Genomic DNA, 21,216 nt, shown 5'->3' with positions numbered 1-21,216 from the left:
CGCGAGACGCCGGTTCCCCTGGTGACTCACCGACGAGCGGCGTCGACAATCCCGACGGTGTGGCCGGCCGCCACGAGTCCGACCGACGGCCACACCAGCGGCTGCCCGGCCGACGCGAGCGTCCACACGAAGACGGCCGCGCCCAGCAGAGCCATTGCCGCACCGCCCGCGTAGACCACTGCGGCGCCGGGGAGTTCGCGAGCGGTGTGCGCCAACCCCGCGGCCGGGACCACCATCCACCCCACGAGGCTCACACCGCGGAGCGTCGGCCCCGACACCGGCCCGATGAATCCGGCGACGCCGGTGAGGGTGAGCCCCAACCCGACAACGAGGACCGCTCGCCACGCCCGCAGGGCGCCGTCCGCCATTCGACGCCACCCGGTGACGAGGAAGAAAGTTATGAACCCGACCATCACGAGGTGGGCGATCAGCATCCCGTCCGTCCGGAGGAAGCCCACGGTCGCGGCCCCCGCGGTGATCCACGCCGCAGGAATCAGTGCGACCGGTCCGAACCGACGCAGCGTGACAAACACGGGCGGTAGTAGGCCGAACCCGGACAAAAACGCACCGCTCGCGTCGGGAGCCGAACGGCTCGCGCCCACGATGCCACCCGTGTTTTGTCCCTACGCGACCTCCCTGTCGACCCAGTCCGCATCGGCGTCCAACACGTCGGCCTCGTCGACGCGTACAGGGGAGGTCGTCGGGACGTTCGGTCTCGAGTGCCCGCTTCAGCTCGGGGTACCGCTCGGCGGTCGCTTCTTATCTCGTCGGTCATCAACCGAGATACACGGGGTGTTTCCCATATACGGCATTACCCGTTTAATTCCTCCATACAATCCTATGACAATCGGACAAAAAATGAGAAACCACCACCTTATACGTAATATATTATCGTTATGCGAAGATATAAGTAGATTCTGTTTATTCCCAGTAATGTATGGCCTGTCCAAATTGCGGTCAGTCGAGTTACCCACCAGAACCGATGGAACATCCGGACTACAGTCGACACCAGATATGGCAATGTCCCAAATGTGACACTGATATAGGAATGACATAAATACATCTACCAACTTGTAAGATGCTTGGTCGAGTTCTCGCCCTTGGATGAGTGCGTGATTCTCGGTTCGACTGTTGGTTGATTCTCCGATGTGTTCGCTCCGCTTCTCGGTCCAGTCGTCAGCCTCTACAGTCGGCTCCGAGTCGGCTCGGAAGCAAGTCCGCCCTCCCCGAATTGAACGGGGGACAAGTCGATCTACAGTCGACTGCTCTACCAGGCTGAGCTAAGGGCGGGCAACTCACTCTACCCGCGGTAACGTTCTTAAGGGTTACTCATTACGACCGCGGGACGCCGACGGTCCGCTGTCACTCCTCGCCGCCTTCGGACTGCGCCCCGTCATCGACGTTCGATTCGATCACGCGGATCCCTTTCTCGGCTAAGTGCCGCATCTGCCGCTGTGCGAACTCCTCCTCGGAGGTTCCCCGCGTCGCCAACACGTAGACGCGGGACCCGCCGGCGGGGCGCATCGTCCGGCCGGCGCGCTGGGCGCCCTGCCGCCGCGACCCACCCAGTCCGGAGGCGACGATCGCGACCGTCGCGTTCGGGAGGTCGATCCCCTCGTCGCCGACACGGGAGACGACGAGCGTGTTGAGGTCGTCCTCGCGGAACGACTCGAACACGCGGTCCCGGCGGTGGTGCGGCATCTCGCCGCTGACGAACGGGACGTCGAGCGCGTCCGCCAGCGCCTCGCCCTGGTCCAGCCAGTCGACGAACACGAGTGCGCTCGCGTCGGGGTGGGCGTCGAGCAGCCGTCGGGTCTCGTCGATCTTCGCGGGGTTCTCGGCGGCGACCCGGTGGCGGTCCCGACCCTCGGCGTGCGCCCACTCGTTTCGGGCCATCTCGTCGTCCCACGGGAGATACCGGATCCGGACCTCCGGCTCCTGGACGTACCCCGCCTCGAACAGCCGCGACCAGTCGGTCCCGATCGGCGGGCCGATGAGCGTGAAGATCTCGGCCTCCCGGTCGTCCTCGCGGACCGGCGTCGCCGACAGCCCCAGCCGGTGTGTGGTCTGGAGGTCCGCGCTCCGGCGGTAGACCTCGGCAGGGACGTGGTGAACTTCGTCATATACGACCAGCCCCCACCCCCGAGAGTCGAACAGCGCGCGGTGGCGGTCCATCCCCGCGGTCCGGTAGGTGGCGATCGTGACCGGCCGGATCTCCTTCTCGCCGCCGTGGTACTCGCCGATCTGCTCGGGCGCCAGAGTCGTGTGCGCCACCAGCTCCGCCCGCCACTGCCCCGCGAGTTCCCGGGAGGGCACCAAGATCAGGGTCTCCCCGCCGATCGCGGCGAGGATCCCGGTCGCGGTCACGGTCTTCCCCGACCCCGAGGGCCCAACCAACACGCCCGACTGTTGATCGCGGAAGCGATCGACCCAGTCCTGTTGGTACTCCCGGAGGTCCACGGTCGACTCCACGTCGACCGGGTCGCCGGTGTCGAGGTCCCGGTCGTCGACGACGGGGTAGCCCGCCTCGTAGAGGGTGCGCTTGACCGCGGCCGCCGACCCCTCGCGGACCCAACTCTCGGTTTCGGAGATCGGCGCGACGAGTTGCTCCTCGTCGAGTTTCTGGCGGGCGACATTGCCCATCAGGCTCTCGGAGCCGGCCTCCAGCACCACGTACCCGTCGTCGTGGGTAAACAGCCGGAAGCGGTTGGCGCGCTGCCACTGCGACCGAACCCACTCTTCTAACTCCGCCGAGCGGCGGGGGAGCACCGACCGCATCAGCGACAGCAGTTCCTCGACATCGTCGAAGGGCGCCTGCCAGACGTCCTCGGGCCGAATCTCGTATTTGTACCCGCGGGTCGCGGTCTCCCTGTCGGCCACTGACCGCTCCCGGTCGCCCGTCGAATCAACCAGATGGGCGAACTGTGAGAGCTGTGCCCGGGTGTACTGTCGCGGCTGGTCGACGACGATCTCGCGGCGGTCGGGGAAGACGACGACCCGCTCCCGGGCCGCCAGCTCCCGCCACTCCGCGGGGAAATACACCACCGGGTCGGTTTCAACGCTCACCCGGTCGATCGTTCCCTCGTCGACCAGGTCGTTGAGGGCGTCCGCGGCCGACGCCTGGGTGGTTCCGAGCCGGCGGGCGACCTCCGAGGCGGTCACGACCGGGCGCCCCTCGGCCTCCACTGCGTCGTAGAACTGGTCGAGATCGGGGTCGGCGGCGGGTTCGCGCGGCTCCGTGGCCTCGTCGGTCATCGTCCGAACGGAGGGCTGCGGCCGGGAAACGGCTTGCGGCTCTGCGCCCGACGGCGTCCGTTCTCCCCACCCCGACCTACGCGGAGGCTTCTAAGAGGTCGTTCGTGTAGAGCTCGGCGGCGGGCAGCGCCGATGCGGGGATGGGGTTGCCGTCGAGGTCGGTGAGGATGTCCTGGTCGGCGAGCCACTCGACGAACGCCGTCCACCGGTCCTCGGCCATGACTCCCCACTCGCTGTCGGAGGTGCAGTACGCGTCCGCGAGCCGGCGCTGGCTCTCCCGGAGGAACTCCGGGTCGTCGACGTCCATCCCGACGGCCTCCTCGCGGAGGATGTCGGCGGCCGCCGCGGGGTTGTCGGCGGCGAACCGGTACCCCCGGGCGGTGGCCGCGAGGAACGTCTTGAGGTCGTCGTCGACCGCGATCGACTCCGGCCGCGCGAGCAACACCGGGGTGTAGCCGTAGGGGATTCCGTAGTCGTCGAGGTAGAACGGCGCCAGGTCGACGCCGTCGCGCTCGGCCAAGAGCCCCTCCCACGGCATGAACACCCACGTCGCGTCGGCGTCGCCGTCGAGCAGCGTGTTCCAGATCCCGAGTTTCGGCGGCGTGACGATGTCGATGTCGCCCTTGCCGCCGTCGTTCCGCACGAGCTGTCGCACGATGTGGTCCTCGAAGCGCGCGTCGTAGGAGGCGTACGTCGTTCCGTCGAGGTCGGCCGGCCGGTCGACAGCACCATCTCCGAGCGCGACAATCGCGCTCGGGTCGACCTGTGAGACGGCTGCGACCGCGGTCAGCGACGGGTACTCCGGGTGCGTGTGGTAGCTGATCACGCTCTCAGAGGGCCCGATCGCGAGCGTCGCGTCGCCGGTTGCGACCCGCTTTGCGGGCGTTCGTTCGTAGTCGTCCTTCGCGGGCGAGTGGATCGACACGTCTATGTCGTGGTCGTCGTAGTAGCCCTTCGCTACCGCGACGTAGAACCCCGTGTGGTTGGTGTTCGGGGTCCAGTCCAACGCGAGCTCGATGTCTGACATTCGCCGGTGGTACAACTGGAAGATAAAAAGTTCTGGTGGTGGACGGCTCGAAACGATTCGGCCGTCACAAAAGACCAGTGGCATCGGTCCCACCCGGGAGCGACAGTTCTTTTAGGGTGGCCTAAAGAATTCGAGTCGATGCAACAGGACGTCTGTGTCGTGGTTCCCACGATCCGCGAATACGGCTGTCTGCGAGCGTACTTCGAGAACGCCCGGGAGTACGGGTTCGACCTCGATCGGCTGTTCGTCCTCCTGGTCACCGAAGAGTTCTGCGACGTCGACGCGATGGAACGGATGCTCGACGAGGAGGGCGTCGACGGCGCGGTCTACGACGGCGCCCGACGCGAGACGTGGTTCGACGAGCAGGGCGTGCCGGCGTTTTCTCACCTGATCCCCGATGCCTCCCACGCCCAGACCAGTTTCGGGCTGCTGTACACGTGGGCCAACCCCCAATTCGAGCGCGGCTTCTTCATCGACGACGACACCCTCCCGCACGAGGAGTGGGACTTCTTCGGTCGTCACCTCGCGAACCTCGACAGCACCGGGGACGTGGAGTCTGTCCGCTCCGACCAGCGGTGGGTGAACGTGCTCTACCAGAACGCCGACGAGAGCGGACTCTACCCCCGTGGGTACCCCTACTCCGCGATGGACGAAACGGTCGAGACCGGTCGAGGAGAACTCACCGACGTCGTCGCCTCCCAGGGGTTGTGGACCAACGTGCCCGACCTCGACGCGGTCCGGATCCTCATGGACGGCGACCTGCAGGGCCAGGCCCAGACCCGGACTGAAAAGTCGGACTTCGACGGCGACTTCGTGGCCGAACCGGGCCAGTACCTCACCGTCTGCTCCATGAATCTCGCGTTCGAGCGCGAGGTGATCCCCGCGTTCTACCAGTTGCCGATGGACGAAAACGAGTGGGACGTGGGCCGGTTCGACGACATCTGGTCGGGCGTGTTCCTCAAACGCGCAGCGGACCTGCTGGGGAAAGACGTCCTCACCGGCTATCCGCTGTGTGAGCACAACAAGGCGCCCCGGCCGACGTTCGACGACCTCACCAACGAGGTTCCCGGGCTCGAACTCAACGAGCACGTCTGGGAAGTCGTCGACGACGCCGGCGACGCCGCCGACACCTGGCGGGAGGCCGCGACCGCGATGGCCCACGCCCTCGCCGACGGCGACTTCTCGGCGTGGAACAACGGCGCGTTCCTCAACCACTGTGGGGACTACTGGCTCGATTGGCTCGCGTGTCTTTCGGAACTCTCGCCGGCCCGCACCGAAACCGCCGCCGACGCCACCGTGGCCGATGACTGATCGGGGATCGGAAGGTATAAACGATTTAGGCAGACCTAAAAAGAGTATGCACGATTCGGACGACACGGGACGGACGCGCCGCCGGTTCCTCCGGGCGGCCGCCGCGGCCGGCGTAATCGGCGTCGCAGGGTGTAACACGCCCGGCGAGGGCGGTGACGGAACCGGCACGGCAACCGAGGGCGCCACTGATAGCGACGGTGGTGGCACAGACAGCCCCGAACAGATCGGGTCGGGGCGCTCCCCGTTCGGCGACCGCGAGGTTGGCGGCACCACCATCGAGGAGATGCCCGACCTCGAAGGCGAGTTGACGGTCTACTCCGGCCGTGGGGAAGCCTTGGTCGGCGAACTCGTGGGATTCATCGAGGATCGATACTCCGACTTCACCGTCCGCCCGCTGTACAACACCGCGGCGGAACTGGTGAGCCAGATCGAAACCGAGGGGGCAAACAGTCCCGCGGACGTGTTCTACTCGGTCAACGCTGGCGCACTCGGCACGCTCGCCGAACGCGGTCGGACGCAGACGCTCCCCCAGGAGGTCCTAGAGTTCGTCCCGTCGAACTTCCGGGATCCCGACGGGGAGTGGCTCGGCACCTCGGGCCGGGCGCGGTCGATCCCGTACAACACTGACACCTTCTCGGCGTCGGACATCCCCACGGATATTATGTCGTTCCCCGACACCGACGCCTTCGCGGGTGAGATCGGGTGGACGCCGACGTACTCCTCGTTCCAGGCGTTCATCACCGCGATGCGGATCCTCGAAGGTGAGGACGCGACCCGCGAGTGGCTCAACGGTATGCAGGAGTTGGGTGTGAGCGCGTACGGCGACGAGTTCCAGATCTCCCGGGCGGTCGCCGACGGCGAGGTCTCGGTCGGGCTCGCCAACCACTACTACGTCCAGCGGGTGGTGGCCCGCCGCTCGAACGCGCCGCTTGCCACCGCGTTCACCCGGAACGACGCCGGCGCGATCTTCAATGTCGCCGGCGCGTGCGTGCTCGACACCGCGTCGGACTCGACACTCGCATCGAACTTCGTCCGCCATCTCCTGTCGGCGGAAGCACAGGACTACTTCGCCCGCAGCACCTTCGAGTATCCCCTGGTCCCGGCGGTCGATCCGATCGGTCGGCTGCCGCCGATCGACGAGTTGAATCCACCCGAGAACGTAGACCTCTCGCAACTCGCGGACTTAGAGGAGACAATCTCCCTCCTGCGGGAGACCGGCGCCCTCTGAGGCGGCGGGGATCAGGAACCGATGGCTACCGAGCACCAATCCGCCGACGACGGGACCGATCAGGGGAACCAGCTTCCGCTGGGGGCGTCGATCGCGGCGGCGGCGGTCTCGGCCGCGGTACTGCTTCCGGTGCTGTGGCTGCTCCGGGTGGGCCTCGGGGTCGGGTTCGATTCTGCGGTCGCGCTCCTGACCCGTCCCACGACGCTCGAGGTGTTCGTCAACAGCGCCCTCCTGGTCGCGCTGACGACGGCGGCGTGCGTCGCCATCGGCGTCCCGCTGGCGTACCTCACGGTCCGGACCGACCTCCCGTTCCGCCGCTTCTGGACCATCGCGGTGTCGTTGCCGCTCGTGATCCCGAGCTACGTCGGCGCGTTCGCGTTCGTGTCGGCGTTCGGCCCGCAGGGCGGGTTTCAGCGGCTCCTCGCGCCGCTGGGCGTTGAACGGCTCCCCGAGATCTACGGGCTCGAGGGCACCGTTCTGATCCTCACCCTCTACACCTACCCGTACGTCTACATCACCGCGCGGGCGTCGCTGAAGTCGATGGACACCACCCTGATCGACGCCGCCCGAACCCTCGAACACGATCGGTGGGAGACCTTCCGGCGGGTGACGATCCCGCAGATCCGCCCGGCGGTTGCAGCGGGCGCGCTGCTGTCGGCGCTGTACGTCCTCGCTGACTTCGGCACCCCCTCGATTATGCGCTACGACGTGTTCACTCGCGTCATCTTCGTGGAGTTCGGCACGTTCGGCCGCGACACCGCGGTGTTGCTGTCGCTGCAACTCGTGGCGGTCACGGTGTTCATCCTCTGGCTCGAGTCCCGGGTCCGCGGCGAGGAGCGGACCACTGCGGGGGGGCGCTCCCGCGCGCTCGTCCCGCTCGGCACGTGGCGATACCCCGCTGTGATCCCGGTAGCGGCGGTCGCCGGACTGGCGCTGGTCGTTCCGGTCGCCATCCTGGTGTCGTGGCTGGTCGCAACGGGTCCGACCGCGAACCAGTCGCTAGCGTTCGAGTGGTCGTACGCGCTCAACTCCGTGACCGTCTCGACCGCCGCGGCCGCCGTGGCCGTCGTCACCGGGATCCCGGTTGCGTACCTCTCGGCACGCCACGAGGGCCGCCTCCCAGACGCCTTCGAGCGGCTCTCCTACATCGGCTACGCCGTCCCGGGGGTCGTACTCGGGCTCGCGTTGGTGTTCTTCGGGAGCGCCTACGCCACGCCGATCTACCAGACGCTGTACCTGCTGGTGTTCGCGTACGTCATTCGATTCCTGCCGCAGTCGGTCGGGTCGCTTCGAGCGTCGTTTCTCTCGGTCGATCCGTCGCTGCCGGAGGCCGCCCGGACCCTCGGGCAGACCTCAACGGGCGCGTTCCGGTACGTGACGCTGCCGCTCGTCGCCCCCGGGCTGTTCGGCGGGGCCGCACTGGTGTTTCTGACGACGATGAAAGAGCTCCCCGCGACCCTGCTTCTTCGACCGTCGGGCTTTACAACCTTGGTCACCCACATCTGGACAGCGTATGAATCGGGCTACTTCGGACAGGCGGCGATCCCGGCGCTCGTCTTGCTCTTGGTCTCCGGGCTCTCCATGCTCGTGATCCTCAGACAGGAGGGGTACGATGTCAAATAAGGGCCACTCGACGGTCGACACCGACACCGAGCGGCGAACCGACCCGCGCACCGAGACCGACGCGGCCGGGACTGTCGAGAACGGGGCGGCCCCGACTGCAAGCGGTGACTCGCCGCCTGCCGGCGGCGCGCCAGTGCTGAAACTCGACGGGCTACGGAAGTCCTACGCCACCGAACCCGTCGTCGAGGGGCTTTCGCTCTCCGTCCGGGAGGGTGAGATCCTGACGCTTCTGGGCCCGTCGGGGTGCGGAAAGACCACCACGCTTCGGTTGATCGCCGGGTTGGAGCGCCCCGACGGCGGGGCCGTCCGGATCAACGGCGAGTCGGTGTCGGGGTCGTCGTTCGTGGCGCCTGAGGACCGCGGCGTGGGCGTGGTGTTCCAGGAGTTCGCGCTGTTTCCCCACCTCACCGCTCGGGAGAACGTCGCGTTCGGGCTGAAAGACCGCCCGGACGACGAGGTCGAAGCGCGGGTGGGCGACCTGTTGGAACTGGTGGATCTGGGGGGCCAAGGCGACAGCTACCCCGACCAACTCTCCGGCGGGCAACAGCAGCGGGTCGCGCTTGCGCGGTCGCTGGCGCCGGAACCCGACATCCTGCTGCTCGATGAGCCGTTCTCCAACCTCGACGTCGACCTCCGGGTAGAGATGCGCGAGGAGGTCAGAGAGATCATCAAACGCACCGGGGTGACCGCGGTCTCGGTCACCCACGACCAGGAGGAGGCGCTGTCAATCTCCGACCGGGTTGCGGTCATGACCGACGGCCGGATCGAGCAGATCGGCGAGCCCGAAACGGTGTTCCAACACCCGGAATCACGGTTCGTGGCGGCGTTTCTGGGGTACGCGAGCTTCGTCCCCGGGTACGTCTCCGGCGACATCGTCGAGACCGACCTCGGGACCGTCCCCCGCGAGCAGATCCACGGCCTCGCCCGGGAGTACGACCACACCCGGATCGACCTGCTGGTCCGCCCCGATGACGTGAGCGCGCGGCCGGTCGCGGACGCCGCCGACGGCTGTGGCCGGGTGGTCGGGCGTCGGTATCTGGGGCCGACGTTCCTGTACGAGGTCGAACTCGACACCGGCGAGTCGATCCAGTGCATGCACAACCACGACGAGAACATCCCCACCTCGGGGCCGGTCGACCTCGCGCTTGAGGCCGACCACGAACTCGCGTGGTTCCCGCGGGAGCAGCGTCCCGAGGACGACTCCCGGTACGGCAGCTGACCCGTGTCGCGGCGAGGGCTCCGGGCGTGGACCGGCGGGGACGTCCCGACCCGACTCGCCGACCGCCTCGGCGTCCGTAACCACCCCGAACGCCTCGCTGCGGTCGTTCTGGTCGCCGCGGTCGGCGTGGTGGTCTACGCGCTGGCGACCGACCTCTTTGCGTACCACTCGGTCAACGACGACGAGGGCGTCTACCTCTACCAGGCCGCGATGCTGCTCGACGGCAAACTATTCCTGCGGCCGGGACCGATCCCGTGGGAGGCGGTCCGGCCGTGGTTCTTCGTGGTGGACCCAACCGAGGGCGGCGTCCGGATGTACAGCAAGTACTCCCCGGTCGCGCCCGCGATGTTCGCGGTCGGCCGGCTGCTCGGCGACTGGAACTTCGCGCTCGGCGGCATCGCGGCCGGCACCGCTGCCGGTGTCTACGCGCTGGCATCGGCGGCGTTCGACCGTCGGGTCGGGGTGGTGTCGGTTGTCGCCCTCGCCGGCGCGCCCATGTTCCTCCTCACCTCGGCGACGTTCCTCTCGTACGCGCCGGCGACGCTTCTCAACGTCGCCTTCGCGGTCGCGTACGTCCGTGCTGCCCGGACGGGACGCACCCGGTGGGGCGCGGCCGCCGGCGTCGCGACCGGGCTGGCGTTTGTCTGCCGCCCCTACACCGCCGTCCTGTTTGCGGTCCCCTTCATCGGCCACACACTCGCGTCGCTCGCGGCCGCGTGGCGCCGCCACGCCCGGACCCGAGCGTTCCGGGCCGTACTCTCGCGGTCGGTCGCGATCGCGATCCCCGGAGCCGCGTTCGTCGCGGTCGCGCTCGGGTACAACGCCGTTGTGACCGGCGAGGCGCTGACGTTCCCGTACGCCGCGTTCGCGCCGAACGACGGCATCGGGTTCGGGACCCGGGAGATCCTCAACTACGAGCGGGTGTACGACCCCGAACTCGCCGCGGCGGCGAGCGCGACGGCGCTGGAGTACGTCTTCACCGACTGGATCGCCGCGGGGCCGGTCGGCACCGTTCTCGCGATCGGGGGCGTCGCCGCGGCGGGGAAGCGCGCGTGGACGCGTGGCGGACTACGCGGCCGCTTCGATCCGGCGACGGGGATGCGCGAGGGGGAGGTCGCGGCCGTCCTCCTCGCTGTCGTCCCCGCGGTGTTCCTGGGTGAGGCGCTCTTCTGGGGAACGCACAACGGCCTCCGGAACGGCCTCATCGACCTGCTGGGGCCGTTCTACCATTTCGACGTGTTGGTGCCGGTCGCGGTGTTCTCCGCCGCAGGTGCGGTCCGAGTGGTGCAAGGACTGGCCACAGCGCTCGGAGAACACACCACCCGCCGCCGCGCCCGACTCGCAGTACTGTTCCTGCTGGTCATCGCCGCGCCGGTGGTCGGCGCCGCCGAGCGCGACGCAATTGAGGGGCCATACGACGCGAACGAACTCCGGACGGATAACTTGGAAGCCACCTACGAGCCGTTCGCGGACCGGTCGTTCGACGACGCGGTCGTGTTCACCCCCGACCCGTACGGCGACTGGCAGGCCCACCCGTTCCAGTACCTCCGGTCGGGTGGCGGGTTCGATGGCGATGTGGTCTACGCCACCGACGGCGGGCCGGAGCGCGATCTCGACGTTCTGGCGGCGACGAACCGGACGCCCTACCGGTTCACCTACCGGGGCGCGTGGACCGGGGCGATGACACCAGTGACTCCCGACCTCCACCGGCTCCGCGTTCTCGACGGCGAGACGGTCCGCGCACGGACGACGGTCGGCGTCCCGCAGTCGGCCGAGAGCGTGAGCGTCCGGGTCGAGACGCCCGAGGGCTTCGCTCGCTACTCCGTCCCCGCGGAGGCGCGGGAGAACGGCACGGTCACCGTGGGGTGGACCGTCGGCCCCGATTCCGCGGCGGCCACGAACCTCGGGTTCGAGGCGGGCCCGGAGGGGGCGTCAGTCCCGCTGGCCGACGGGGGCGCGGAGGTCGACCTGGCGGTGACGTTCGTCGGCGGCGGCGGCGCGAGCGTCACGTACCGACAGGAGATAACGGTGGAGAATACCGACGGCGGCGTTGACGTCGTGTGGCCGCCCGAGACGCGGGTCTGCCGGCTGACTCCCGAATGCGGGTACGGCGGAACCTGGGTCGGCCCGGACGGCGACTACGTCGACGGCGTGTCGGTCGAAACCGAGGCGCGGGTCGCGGCGTGATCGGTCAGTCCGAACCGTATGCGGGCGCGTACCCGAACCCCTGACGAACCCACGACCGGTGGTGTTTCTGGACGCTATCGCCGCAGTTCGGGCAACTCGATCACAGTTGTCAAGGCGTCTCACACCCCGGACGATATAAGCGACCGAAGTGGTCGCTGTCGCTCGGATACGAAAGTGCGGGGGATGGGATTCGAACCGGAGCAGGACGTGCTCGCTCGTCCCTCGCTGCGCGCGACCGGCAGGGCTCGGAATCCCACCGTAGAATCACGATCCTCGCTGTCGCTCGGATACGAAAGTGCGGGGGATGGGATTCGAACCCACGAACCCCTACGGGAGCGGATCTTAAGTCCGCCGCTTTTGGCCTGGCTCAGCCACCCCCGCGCGTGTCGTCCATTCCGCGGACGCACCGTTAGTGGTTTCGCTTTGTCGGACGACTACCCCCCGGTCAGAAGAACTCGGAGACGGCCGCGGACCCGTCTGCGGCTTCGAGCGCGAGCGGCAGTTTCAGCCGCGCTTTCCACGCCGGGAGGTCGCCAGCGGGGAGCACGCCCTTCTCGAAACGCTGCTTCCCGCCGCCCGCCGTCCCGTAGACGCCGTTAACGCCGCCAGCACGGCACCGCGAGGCGACCACGACCGGAATCCCGTGCTCCAGCGTCCGGTCGATGGCGTCGGCGATCCCCCGCGTGACGTTCTCGAGCCCTGGCACGTACGCCGACGGGTTGCCCGGTTCGCGATGGAACCGGAACCCCCCACTGGTGCGGACCGCGACGGGGCCCTTGCCGGGCGAATTGAACGTCTCCGGTTTGTGCGAGTGGGATTTGACGACGTCGCGGGCGGCGTGACGCTCCCGTTGAACGCCAGGTAGGACCCGCCGGCCGCGCGGATGTCGGGGCGGGTTGCAGCCGCGACCGCGGTTCGGAGGTTCGCCGGCCCGTCGGCGTCGGTCTGGAGCTCCGCCGACTCCACCAACTCCTCGCCCGTGCGTGTCGGCGTCGCGCTGTCGGTGCTCGAGATTGTGCCGCCGGTGCTCGCAACCTGTATCTTGAGAGCGGTTGCGGCCGATCACCAATCGACGCTGAGCGTCCCGTCGCCGTGCGGGTCGGGTGCGATCTCCTCGTCGCTCCGCCGGTCGATCACGTGGATGACACCGCGGTCCTTCTTTGCGGGACAGACCTCCGCGGCGCGGATGTTCTCGTCGAGTTCGTTCTCGTCGATGAAGTACGACTTCGGTCGCGCCAACCCGGACGTGATGTCCATCTCCCAGTTGTCGGCGACCTCAGCACACCGGCCCGCACCGATGCATTTGTTACCCTCGAAGATGATTTTATATGGCTTCTCCGAAACCGGCGGGGCGTTCGCGTTGTCGCCGACGTCGCTGGGGTTCGGCGGTGCGTTGTCGTCGCTCATAGCCGGTCGTTTCCGCGCCGTCGTCTTTGTGCTGTCGGTTGCAGGAGGCGGGAGTGTCGGTTGCAGGAGGCGGGAGTGTCGGTTGCAGAGTGGTGTTCGCGTTCGCGTTCGCGCCCGCGCGTAAGAGGGTTTAAGACCGAGTGTGTGTTACAATCAGTATATTCAATGTCTCAGGACACAGAGTACGGAGCCGGGCAGATCCAGGTGTTGGAAGGCCTGGAGGCCGTCCGGAAGCGTCCGGCGATGTACATCGGGTCAACGGACTCCCGCGGGTTACATCACCTCGTCTACGAGGTCGTCGACAACGCGATCGACGAGGCTCTCGCCGGCTACTGCGACCGGATCGACGTCACCCTCCACGGCGACGGCTCCGTGTCGGTCTCCGACAACGGCCGCGGGATCCCGGTCGACACCCACGAACAGTACGACCGCCCCGCCGTCGAGGTCATTATGACCGTCCTCCACGCCGGCGGGAAGTTCGACAACAAATCCTACCAGGTCTCCGGCGGACTCCACGGGGTGGGCGTGTCGGTCGTCAACGCGCTCTCGGGCCGGCTTGAGGTGGAGATCAGACGCGACGGCGCGGTGTGGCGGGACCGCTTCGAGCAGGGCGAACCCCAAGCGGACGCCTTCGAGCGCGTCCGCGACCTCGCGGCCGACGAGGACACCGGTACGAGAGTTCGCTTCTGGCCCGACACCGACATCTTCGAGACCGACACCTTCGAGTTCGGTACGCTCGAGACGCGGCTCCGCGAACTCGCGTTCCTCAACTCCGGGGTCGAGATCCGACTGGTCGAGGAGGCCGACGAAGGAACCAGGGACGCGTCGGAACCCGACGGCGACACTGACGCGGACGCGACCGACACCGAGCGCCGGGAGCGGTCGTTCCTGTACGACGGCGGAATTCGGGAGTTCGTCCGGTACCTCAACGAGACCAAGACCGTCCTCCACAACGACGTCATCTACTACGCCGACAGCGCCGAGGACATCCAGGTCGAGGTGGCGTTGCAGGCCACAGAAGAGCTCCAGGGGTCGATCCACGCGTTCGCCAACAACATCAACACCCGCGAGGGGGGCACCCACCTCACCGGGTTCAAAACCGCGCTCACCCGGGTGATCAACGACTACGCCCAAGAAGAGAACCTCCTCGGCGACTTCGACTCGCTGAAAGGCGAGGACGTCAGGGAGGGGCTGACCGCGGTCATTTCCATCAAACACCCCGACCCGCAGTTCGAGGGCCAGACCAAGACCAAACTCGGGAACAGCGACGTCCGCGGCATCGTCGAATCGATCACCCACGAGAAACTGGGAACGTATCTCGAGGAGAACCCCGACACCGCCGAGGCCATCGTGAGCAAGGCCGTCGAGGCCGCGAAAGCCCGAAAAGCCGCGAAGCAGGCCGAGGAGCTCACCCGCCGGAAGTCGGCGTTGGAGTCGACGTCGCTGCCGGGGAAGCTCGCGGACTGTCAGAGCCGCGATCCCTCTGAGGCCGAACTGTTCGTGGTGGAAGGTGACAGCGCCGGGGGCTGCTTCACCGGCGACACGGAGGTCGCACTCGCTGATGGGCGGTCAATCAGGTTCGAGCAGCTCGTCGAGGAGCACGAGAACGGGGAAACACACTACTGTTACACGGTACAAGACGACGGCCGAATCGGGATCGAACGGATCACGAACCCGCGCGTGACGAGGGAAGACGCGGAGCTGGTTCGGGTAACACTCGATAACGGCGAAGAGATCCGGTGTACGCCGGATCACGAGTTTATGCTCCGCGACGGGAGCTACTGTGAGGCCCGGAACCTCAGCGACGGGCAGTCACTGATGCCGTTGTATCGAAAACTGTCCGACTCCGAGGAGGAGAACATAACCATCGATGGGTACGAGATGGTGAAGCAGCCGTTCGCGGCCGACTTCTGGGAGTTCACCCACCTCCTCGCGGACCGGTACAACCTCGAACACGGCGCGTACGAGCGGAGCGACGGCGACCACAAACATCACGTCGACTTCGACAAGCGAAACAACCGACCGGACAACGTGCGCCGTCTCCCGAAGGACGAACACCTCGAACTGCACCGGGAACACGCCGGGCGAACGCTTCACACCGAAGAGGCCAAGCAAAGAGCCAGGGAGACGAAGCGGTCCGACGCGTTCCGCGAGAAGATGAGTCAGCGGATGCAGAAAGACGGGACGGTAGACGTGCTACGCGAGCAGGCGAAAGAACAGTGGGAAGACGAGGAGTACGAACAGTTTATGCGGGACGCGTGGCGGGAGTTCTACGAGAACAACCCGGAGTATCGAGAGCGCGTCCGACAGCGTCTGACCCGGGAAGCGCGTGAGTACTGGAGCGACGAGGAGAACCGGGAAGAACAGTCCGAACGCGTCACGCAGTACTACGAGGAGCATCCGGAGGCAATCGAAGAGCGTCGAAAGAAGGCCAAAGAGCAGTGGGACGACGACGAACTCCGCGAGTGGCGGAGCGACAAGACCGAAGAGCAGTGGACTGAAGAGTTCCGCGAGAGCCGGATGGAGGCGTACAACCAGACATACTACGAAAACACGATTCCGTTTATGAAGGAGGTTCTCGAAGCGGAGGGAGACCTGGAGAACTACGACGAACGTCGGCGTGAGAAGGACGATCCGAACGTCCTGACAAAATCGACGACGGTAGAGAAATTCTTCGACGGGGACGACGAACTCGTGTCGGCAGTCGAAGCGCACAACCACGCTGTCGCGTCCGTCAAGCCGATCGAAGAGACCGAAGACGTGTACGACCTCGAAGTTCCTGGAACGCACAATTTCGCGCTCGAATCAGGGGTTTTCGTCCACAACAGCGCGAAACAAGGCCGAGACCGCCGATTTCAGGCGATCCTCCCGCTGAAGGGAAAGATCCTGAACGTGGAGAAACACCGGCTCGACCGGGTACTCGAAAACGACGAGGTGCGGGCACTCATCACCGCGATCGGCGCGGGCGTCGGCGAGGAGTTCGACATCGACGACGTGCGGTACGAGCGGTTGATCCTGCTCTCCGACGCCGACGTCGACGGCGCCCACATCAGGACGCTGCTTTTGACGCTGCTCTACCGTCACATGCGTCCCTTGGTCGAAGCGGGCTACGTCTACGCCGCGAAGCCGCCGCTGTACCGCATCCGGTACCGTGGCGAGACCTACGACGCGATGACCGAGGCCGAACGCGACCGCATCATCGAGGAGAAATGCGACGGCAACCCCACGCGGGTCCAGCGGTTCAAGGGCCTCGGAGAGATGAACCCCGATCAGCTGTGGGAGACCACGATGAACCCCGAAAACCGGATCCTGAAGCGGGTCACCATCGAGGACGCCGCCGCCGCCGACAAGATGTTCTCCGTGCTGATGGGCGACGCCGTCGAACCGCGGAAACAGTTCATCAAAGAGCGAGCCACCGACGCCGAATGGGTTGATATCTGAATGAGCTCCGACGCACCAGAGCGGTTCGATCCCGACGCCGGGATCGCCGCCGATGTCGAGACCGCACGGATCGAACAGGAGATGGAACAGTCCTACATCGACTACGCCATGTCGGTGATCGCGGGGCGGGCGCTGCCCGACGCCCGCGACGGGTTGAAGCCGGTCCACCGCCGGATCCTCTACGCGATGCACGAGTTGGGCGTCACCGCCCGCTCGTCGCACCGGAAGTCCTCGTCGATCGTCGGTGAGACGATGGGCGACTACCACCCCCACGGCGACTCCGCGATCTACGACACGCTCGCGCGAATGGCACAGGACTTCTCGATGCGGGAACCCCTAGTCGACGGCCAGGGGAACTTCGGCTCCGTCGACGGCGACCCGCCAGCGGCGATGCGGTACACCGAAGCCCGGATGTCACCCATCGCGGAGGAACTGCTCTCCGACATCGACATGGACACCGTCGACTTCCAGCCCAACTACGACGACCGGCTGGAGGAGCCGAGCGTGCTCCCTGCAGCGTTCCCGAACCTGCTGGTCAACGGCTCCTCGGGCATCGCGGTCGGGATGTCGACCAACATCCCGCCGCACAATTTAGGCGAGGTGATCGACGCGACGATCCACCTGATCGACAACCCCGACTGTACGGTCGAGGACCTGATGGAGCACGTCAAGGGGCCGGACTTCCCGACGGGTGCGAACATCGTGGGGCGGAACGCGATCCACAAGGCGTACAAGACGGGTCGCGGCCGGATCCGAGTCCGTGCGGAGTTTGAGGTCGAAGGCGGCGACCGGATCGTGATCACGGAACTCCCGTTCCAAGCGAACAAGGCGCGCTTGGTCGAGCGGATCGCCGACAACGTCAACGACGGCACCATCGAGGGGATCCGCGACCTCCGCGACGAGTCCGACCGGGACGGCATCCGAGTCGTCGTGGAACTCAAGCGCGGCGCCAACGCCGAGGTGGTGCAGAACCAACTCCTGGAGCACCACCTCGAATCCACGTTCGGCGTCATCAACCTCGCCCTCGTCGACGGCCAGCCGCAGGTGCTCGACCTCAAGGAGACCTTGGCGGAGTACCTCGAGCATCGGCGCACGGTCGTCCGGCGGCGGTCGCAGTACGAACTCGACGAGAAGCAGGATCGGGCACACATCCTCGAAGGCCGGCTCCGGGCGTTGCAGTCGGCCGACGACGTGGTCGAGGTCATCAGGAACTCCGAGAGCCGCGACGACGCGAAAGCCGCGCTCCGGGGCGAACACGTCGTCGAGGCCGACGGCGAGCCGTTGCCCGCGTTCGACTTCTCGGCCGCGCAGGCCGATCACATCGTCGCGATGCAGTTGGGGTCGCTCACCACGATGGAGGCCGACGAAATAAAACAAGAGTACGAGGAGGTCCAAGCCCGGATCGAGCGGCTGGAGGCGATTCTCAACGACCCCAACGAACTCGACGACGTCGTCAGATCCGAACTGGAGGCGATCAAAGCCGAGTACGACGGCGACCGTCGGACCTCCATCATCGAGGATACCGGGAGCGTCACTCACGAGGACCTGATTGCCGAGGAGGACGTCGTGGTTGTCGTCACCGAGGACGACTACATCAAGCGCATGCCGCTGGACCGTTTCAGCGCCCAACACAGGGGTGGTAAAGGGATCATCGGCACCGAACTGAAGGAAGACGACCGCGTCTCCTCGGTGTATGTCGCCTCCACCCACGACTACCTGCTGTACTTCACCACGCACGGCAAGGTCTACCAGTTGAAGACCTACCAGGTACCCGAGATGTCCCGGACCGCCCGCGGGAAGTCCGCGGTCAACCTCTTGGATTTGGCCGACGGCGAGGAGATCACCGCCGTCGTCAACTGCGCGGATATGGAGGCCGACGAGGAGAAATACCTCACAATGGCGACACGCGAGGGGTACCTCAAGCGCACGAGTGTCGAGAACTTCCAGAACATCCGCTCGACCGGGATCATCGCCACCAAACTGGGTGACGGCGATGCGCTCGTCGACGTCGAGATCACCGACGGCAGCCGCGACCTGATCCTCGCCAGCCGCGAGGGGATGGCGATCCGGTTCGAGGAGTCGGACGTGCGGGCGATGGGGCGGTCGGCCCGCGGGGTTCGCGGGATCAAACTCGAGGGTGACGACGAGGTTGCGGCGCTCGCGGCCGTCGACGCGGGCCGCCACGAATGGGTGCTCACCGTCACCGAGCGCGGCTACGGCAAGCGGACCGACATCGACCAGTACCGCCGGCAGTCACGGAACGGCAAGGGGCTGATCGATATCAAAACCAACGACCGGAACGGCGACGTCTGTGAGTTGGAGACGGTCGCCCCCGACGACCACCTGTTCGTGATGAGCGGGGGCGGTCAGATCCTCCGGACACCGGTCGGGGACCTCTCGGTCGTCGGCCGGAACACGATGGGCGTCACCGTGATGGATGTCGCGCCCGGCGACACGGTCGCCACCGTCGACGTTCACTCCGCGGCCGACGCCGGCGAGGCCGCGACGGCGCCCGGCGACAACGAGGCCGCGACGGCGCCCGGCGACAGCGAGGCCAACGCCAACGCGGGCTGAGTTCGTCGTTGAGGAACTCCGGCCTGGAGTAGCGATCAGAGAATCCGCCGTCCGAGTGCGCTTGACGCCAGTTCCGCCGCCAGCGACGCCGTCTCGTTCCGTTCGTCGAGAATCGGGTTCACCTCGACGAGGTCGAGCGAGCGGAGGCAGTCGCGGCGCGCAACGCGCTCCAGCGCCGCGTGAGCTTCTCGGTAGGTGACGCCGCCGCGGACGGGGGTGCCCACGCCGGGGGCCTCGCGGGGGTCGAGCCAGTCGAGGTCGAGACTGACGTGGACGCCGTCGGTCCCCGCTGTCGCCACATCGAGTGCGTCGTCGACGACGCTCGTGATCCCGCGGTCGTCGATGTCGGCCATCGTGAACGCGGTCACGCCACTTTCGTCGATTGCGCGACGCTCCGGGGGATCGACGTCCCGGAGGCCGACGATCGCGACAGTATCGGCCACGAGACCGGCGGCGTTGGCCCACTCGACGCCCGCAAACGCCCCGACCCCGAGCGCCGCCGCCAGCGGCATCCCGTGGACGTTCCCCGAGGGTGACGTCTCCGGCGTGTTGCAGTCGGCGTGGGCGTCGAACCACACCACCCCGATGTCGGCGTCCCGCGCGGAGCCGGCCACGGAGCCGATCGCTACGGAGTGGTCGCCGCCGAGGACCATCGGGAGTTCGCCGGCCGCGAGCGCGTCGCCTACGCGGTCGGCCAGCCGGGTCGCGACCTCTCGGGTCTCCCGGAGGAACTTCGCCCGGCCCGGGGCGAACGTCTCCGTGTCAGGGTCGCGCACCTCGGCTCTCGGGGCTGGGACGTCGCCGGCGTCACCAATCGCGGCTCCGGCCCGTTCGAGTTGCGCCGCCAGCCCGGCGTACCGGATGGCGGAGGGGCCCATGTCGACGCCGCGTCGGTTGGCCCCGTAGTCCGTCGGAGCCCCGATCACGCGGACGTTCTTGCGATGGTCCATCCGCGATCACTCCCTGTCGGAGACACGCGCCCGGGCGATGTCGGCAGCACGATCGTCGTCGGAGCATCGTCTGGTGTCCATACCAACGGGACAACCGACCGACCACAAAGCAGTGTCGGACCCGACGCTCCCGAACCGCCCCCAACGCGGAGTGGCCACCGGTACGGCAGCACCCGGGAGCGCACGACTGCACCCGTCCACTCACGCAACCGGCGGTGCAGACAACGGGCACTGCCGCTACAACGCACCGTCGAACGCACCCCGAGCCACGGTCGGACAGACGGACCCAAAACCGGCCTCGGTCGGGTGATAACCGGGACACTGCTCGGACCGATGGTTGGTACCCACCGGATTTAATACCGTATATACTGAACTGCTGGGTATGTCATCCATCGAACTGACGTCCAGCCAGAAGACGATCCTGACTGCACTCATCAACCTCCACCGGGAGAACGAGGATGCGGTCAAAGGCGAGGACATCGCCGAGGAAGTCGACCGCAACCCGGGGACCATCCGCAACCAGATGCAGAGTCTGAAAGCCCTCCAACTCGTCGAAGGGGTACCCGGGCCGAAGGGTGGGTACAAACCCACCGCGAAAGCCTACGAGGCACTCGACGTGGACCAGATGGACGAACCGGCGTACGTCCCGCTGTATCACGACGGCGAGGAGGTCGAAAACGCAAACGTCGACGAGGTCGACCTCTCGTCGGTGCATCACCCGGAGCTTTGCCGCGCCGAGATCCACATCCAGGGGTCGGTGCGACAGTTTCACGAGGGCGACAGCGTGACCGTCGGTCCCACCCCGCTCTCGAAGCTCGTGGTCGAGGGGACGGTCGACGGCAAGGACGACACCGGAAACATTCTGATCCTCAGGATTCAGGACATGCGGGCACCGGTCGAAGCGCCGACACACTGAACCCGCCGGCGACGGCTTTTGTTGTCTCGGGGCGACCTGTTCAACAGAGGAGACGAGGCGGGTGCCTCGGGGTCGTAC

Annotated in this window: 14 protein-coding genes and 2 tRNA genes; 8 read left to right on the top strand and 8 right to left on the bottom strand. The window is 66.8% G+C overall.

The genetic code is table 11. The features are described 5' to 3' along the window. Positions 1-26 precede the first annotated feature (26 nt). The 4 genes from IEX72_RS03010 to IEX72_RS02995 all read right to left on the bottom strand — a co-directional run bounded on the left by IEX72_RS03010 (position 27) and on the right by IEX72_RS02995 (position 4,282). Entirely contained in the window at positions 27-533 is a 507-nt protein-coding gene (locus IEX72_RS03010; protein WP_188785902.1) for a hypothetical protein, read from the bottom strand. 683 nt (positions 534-1,216) lie between these two features. Then, positions 1,217-1,290: transfer RNA gene (locus IEX72_RS03005), tRNA-Tyr, on the bottom strand. A 72-nt stretch (positions 1,291-1,362) separates the two neighbouring features. Next, positions 1,363-3,255 (bottom strand): DEAD/DEAH box helicase, encoded by a 1,893-nt coding sequence (locus IEX72_RS03000; protein ID WP_188785901.1) that lies wholly within the window; start codon positions 3,253-3,255, stop codon positions 1,363-1,365. Positions 3,256-3,331: 76 nt separating this feature from the next. After that, positions 3,332-4,282, bottom strand: coding sequence for an ABC transporter substrate-binding protein (locus IEX72_RS02995; protein WP_188785900.1), 951 nt, complete (start codon positions 4,280-4,282; stop codon positions 3,332-3,334). A 138-nt stretch (positions 4,283-4,420) separates the two neighbouring features. Here IEX72_RS02995 and IEX72_RS02990 point away from each other — a divergent pair, with 138 nt between their 5' ends. From IEX72_RS02990 to IEX72_RS02970, 5 genes are read left to right on the top strand one after another with little or no spacing between them, the layout of a single operon-like run. Next, the gene (locus tag IEX72_RS02990) at positions 4,421-5,593 is read left to right on the top strand and encodes an alpha-1 4-glucan-protein synthase (RefSeq protein ID WP_188785899.1); all 1,173 of its coding nucleotides are present in this window, start codon (positions 4,421-4,423) and stop codon (positions 5,591-5,593) included. Between the two features lie 46 nt (positions 5,594-5,639). Then, positions 5,640-6,821, top strand: coding sequence for an extracellular solute-binding protein (locus IEX72_RS02985; RefSeq protein ID WP_188785898.1), 1,182 nt, complete (start codon positions 5,640-5,642; stop codon positions 6,819-6,821). A 21-nt stretch (positions 6,822-6,842) separates the two neighbouring features. Further along, complete coding sequence (locus tag IEX72_RS02980) at positions 6,843-8,444, top strand: ABC transporter permease (RefSeq protein ID WP_188785897.1); 1,602 nt, start codon at positions 6,843-6,845, stop codon at positions 8,442-8,444. Then, on the top strand, positions 8,434-9,663 hold the full coding sequence (locus IEX72_RS02975) for an ABC transporter ATP-binding protein (protein ID WP_188785896.1): 1,230 nt from the start codon (positions 8,434-8,436) through the stop codon (positions 9,661-9,663). Before IEX72_RS02980 ends, IEX72_RS02975 begins: the two co-directional genes overlap by 11 nt. A 3-nt stretch (positions 9,664-9,666) precedes the next feature. Next, complete coding sequence (locus IEX72_RS02970) at positions 9,667-11,850, top strand: DUF7846 domain-containing protein (protein ID WP_188785895.1); 2,184 nt, start codon at positions 9,667-9,669, stop codon at positions 11,848-11,850. Positions 11,851-12,146: 296 nt separating this feature from the next. On the opposite strand, the gene IEX72_RS02965 is transcribed toward IEX72_RS02970, so the two are convergent. The 3 genes from IEX72_RS02965 to IEX72_RS02955 all read right to left on the bottom strand — a co-directional run bounded on the left by IEX72_RS02965 (position 12,147) and on the right by IEX72_RS02955 (position 13,257). Beyond that, positions 12,147-12,231, bottom strand: a tRNA-Leu gene (locus IEX72_RS02965). Between the two features lie 64 nt (positions 12,232-12,295). Next, positions 12,296-12,556 (bottom strand): L-asparaginase family protein, encoded by a 261-nt coding sequence (locus IEX72_RS02960; RefSeq protein ID WP_188785894.1) that lies wholly within the window; start codon positions 12,554-12,556, stop codon positions 12,296-12,298. 356 nt (positions 12,557-12,912) lie between these two features. Further along, a complete protein-coding gene (locus IEX72_RS02955) occupies positions 12,913-13,257 on the bottom strand; it encodes a ferredoxin (RefSeq protein WP_188785893.1) in 345 nt (114 codons plus the stop codon). 165 nt (positions 13,258-13,422) lie between these two features. On the opposite strand from IEX72_RS02955, the gene gyrB reads away from it, so the two are divergent. Both gyrB and gyrA read left to right on the top strand, forming a co-directional pair. Then, positions 13,423-16,698: a DNA topoisomerase (ATP-hydrolyzing) subunit B gene (gene gyrB, locus IEX72_RS02950; RefSeq protein ID WP_188785892.1), complete on the top strand. Its 3,276-nt coding sequence runs from the start codon at positions 13,423-13,425 to the stop codon at positions 16,696-16,698. Beyond that, a complete protein-coding gene (gene gyrA / locus IEX72_RS02945; RefSeq protein ID WP_188785891.1) occupies positions 16,699-19,272 on the top strand; it encodes a DNA gyrase subunit A in 2,574 nt (857 codons plus the stop codon). Positions 19,273-19,307: 35 nt separating this feature from the next. Here the strand turns inward: gyrA and rocF are convergent, their stop codons facing one another. Next, on the bottom strand, positions 19,308-20,222 hold the full coding sequence (gene rocF / locus IEX72_RS02940; RefSeq protein ID WP_188785890.1) for an arginase: 915 nt from the start codon (positions 20,220-20,222) through the stop codon (positions 19,308-19,310). Positions 20,223-20,604: 382 nt separating this feature from the next. Between rocF and IEX72_RS02935 the strand changes: the two genes are divergently transcribed. Beyond that, a complete protein-coding gene (locus tag IEX72_RS02935) occupies positions 20,605-21,138 on the top strand; it encodes an Rrf2 family transcriptional regulator (RefSeq protein WP_188785889.1) in 534 nt (177 codons plus the stop codon). The last annotated feature ends 78 nt before the right edge of the window (positions 21,139-21,216 follow it).

It is taken from the genome of Halobellus salinus (assembly GCF_014646875.1).
In the GTDB taxonomy this organism is placed as follows: Archaea; Halobacteriota; Halobacteria; order Halobacteriales; family Haloferacaceae; genus Haloquadratum; species Haloquadratum salinum.
Note: the sequence above shows the minus strand (reverse complement) of the source record. Positions and strands in the feature narration are given on the sequence as shown.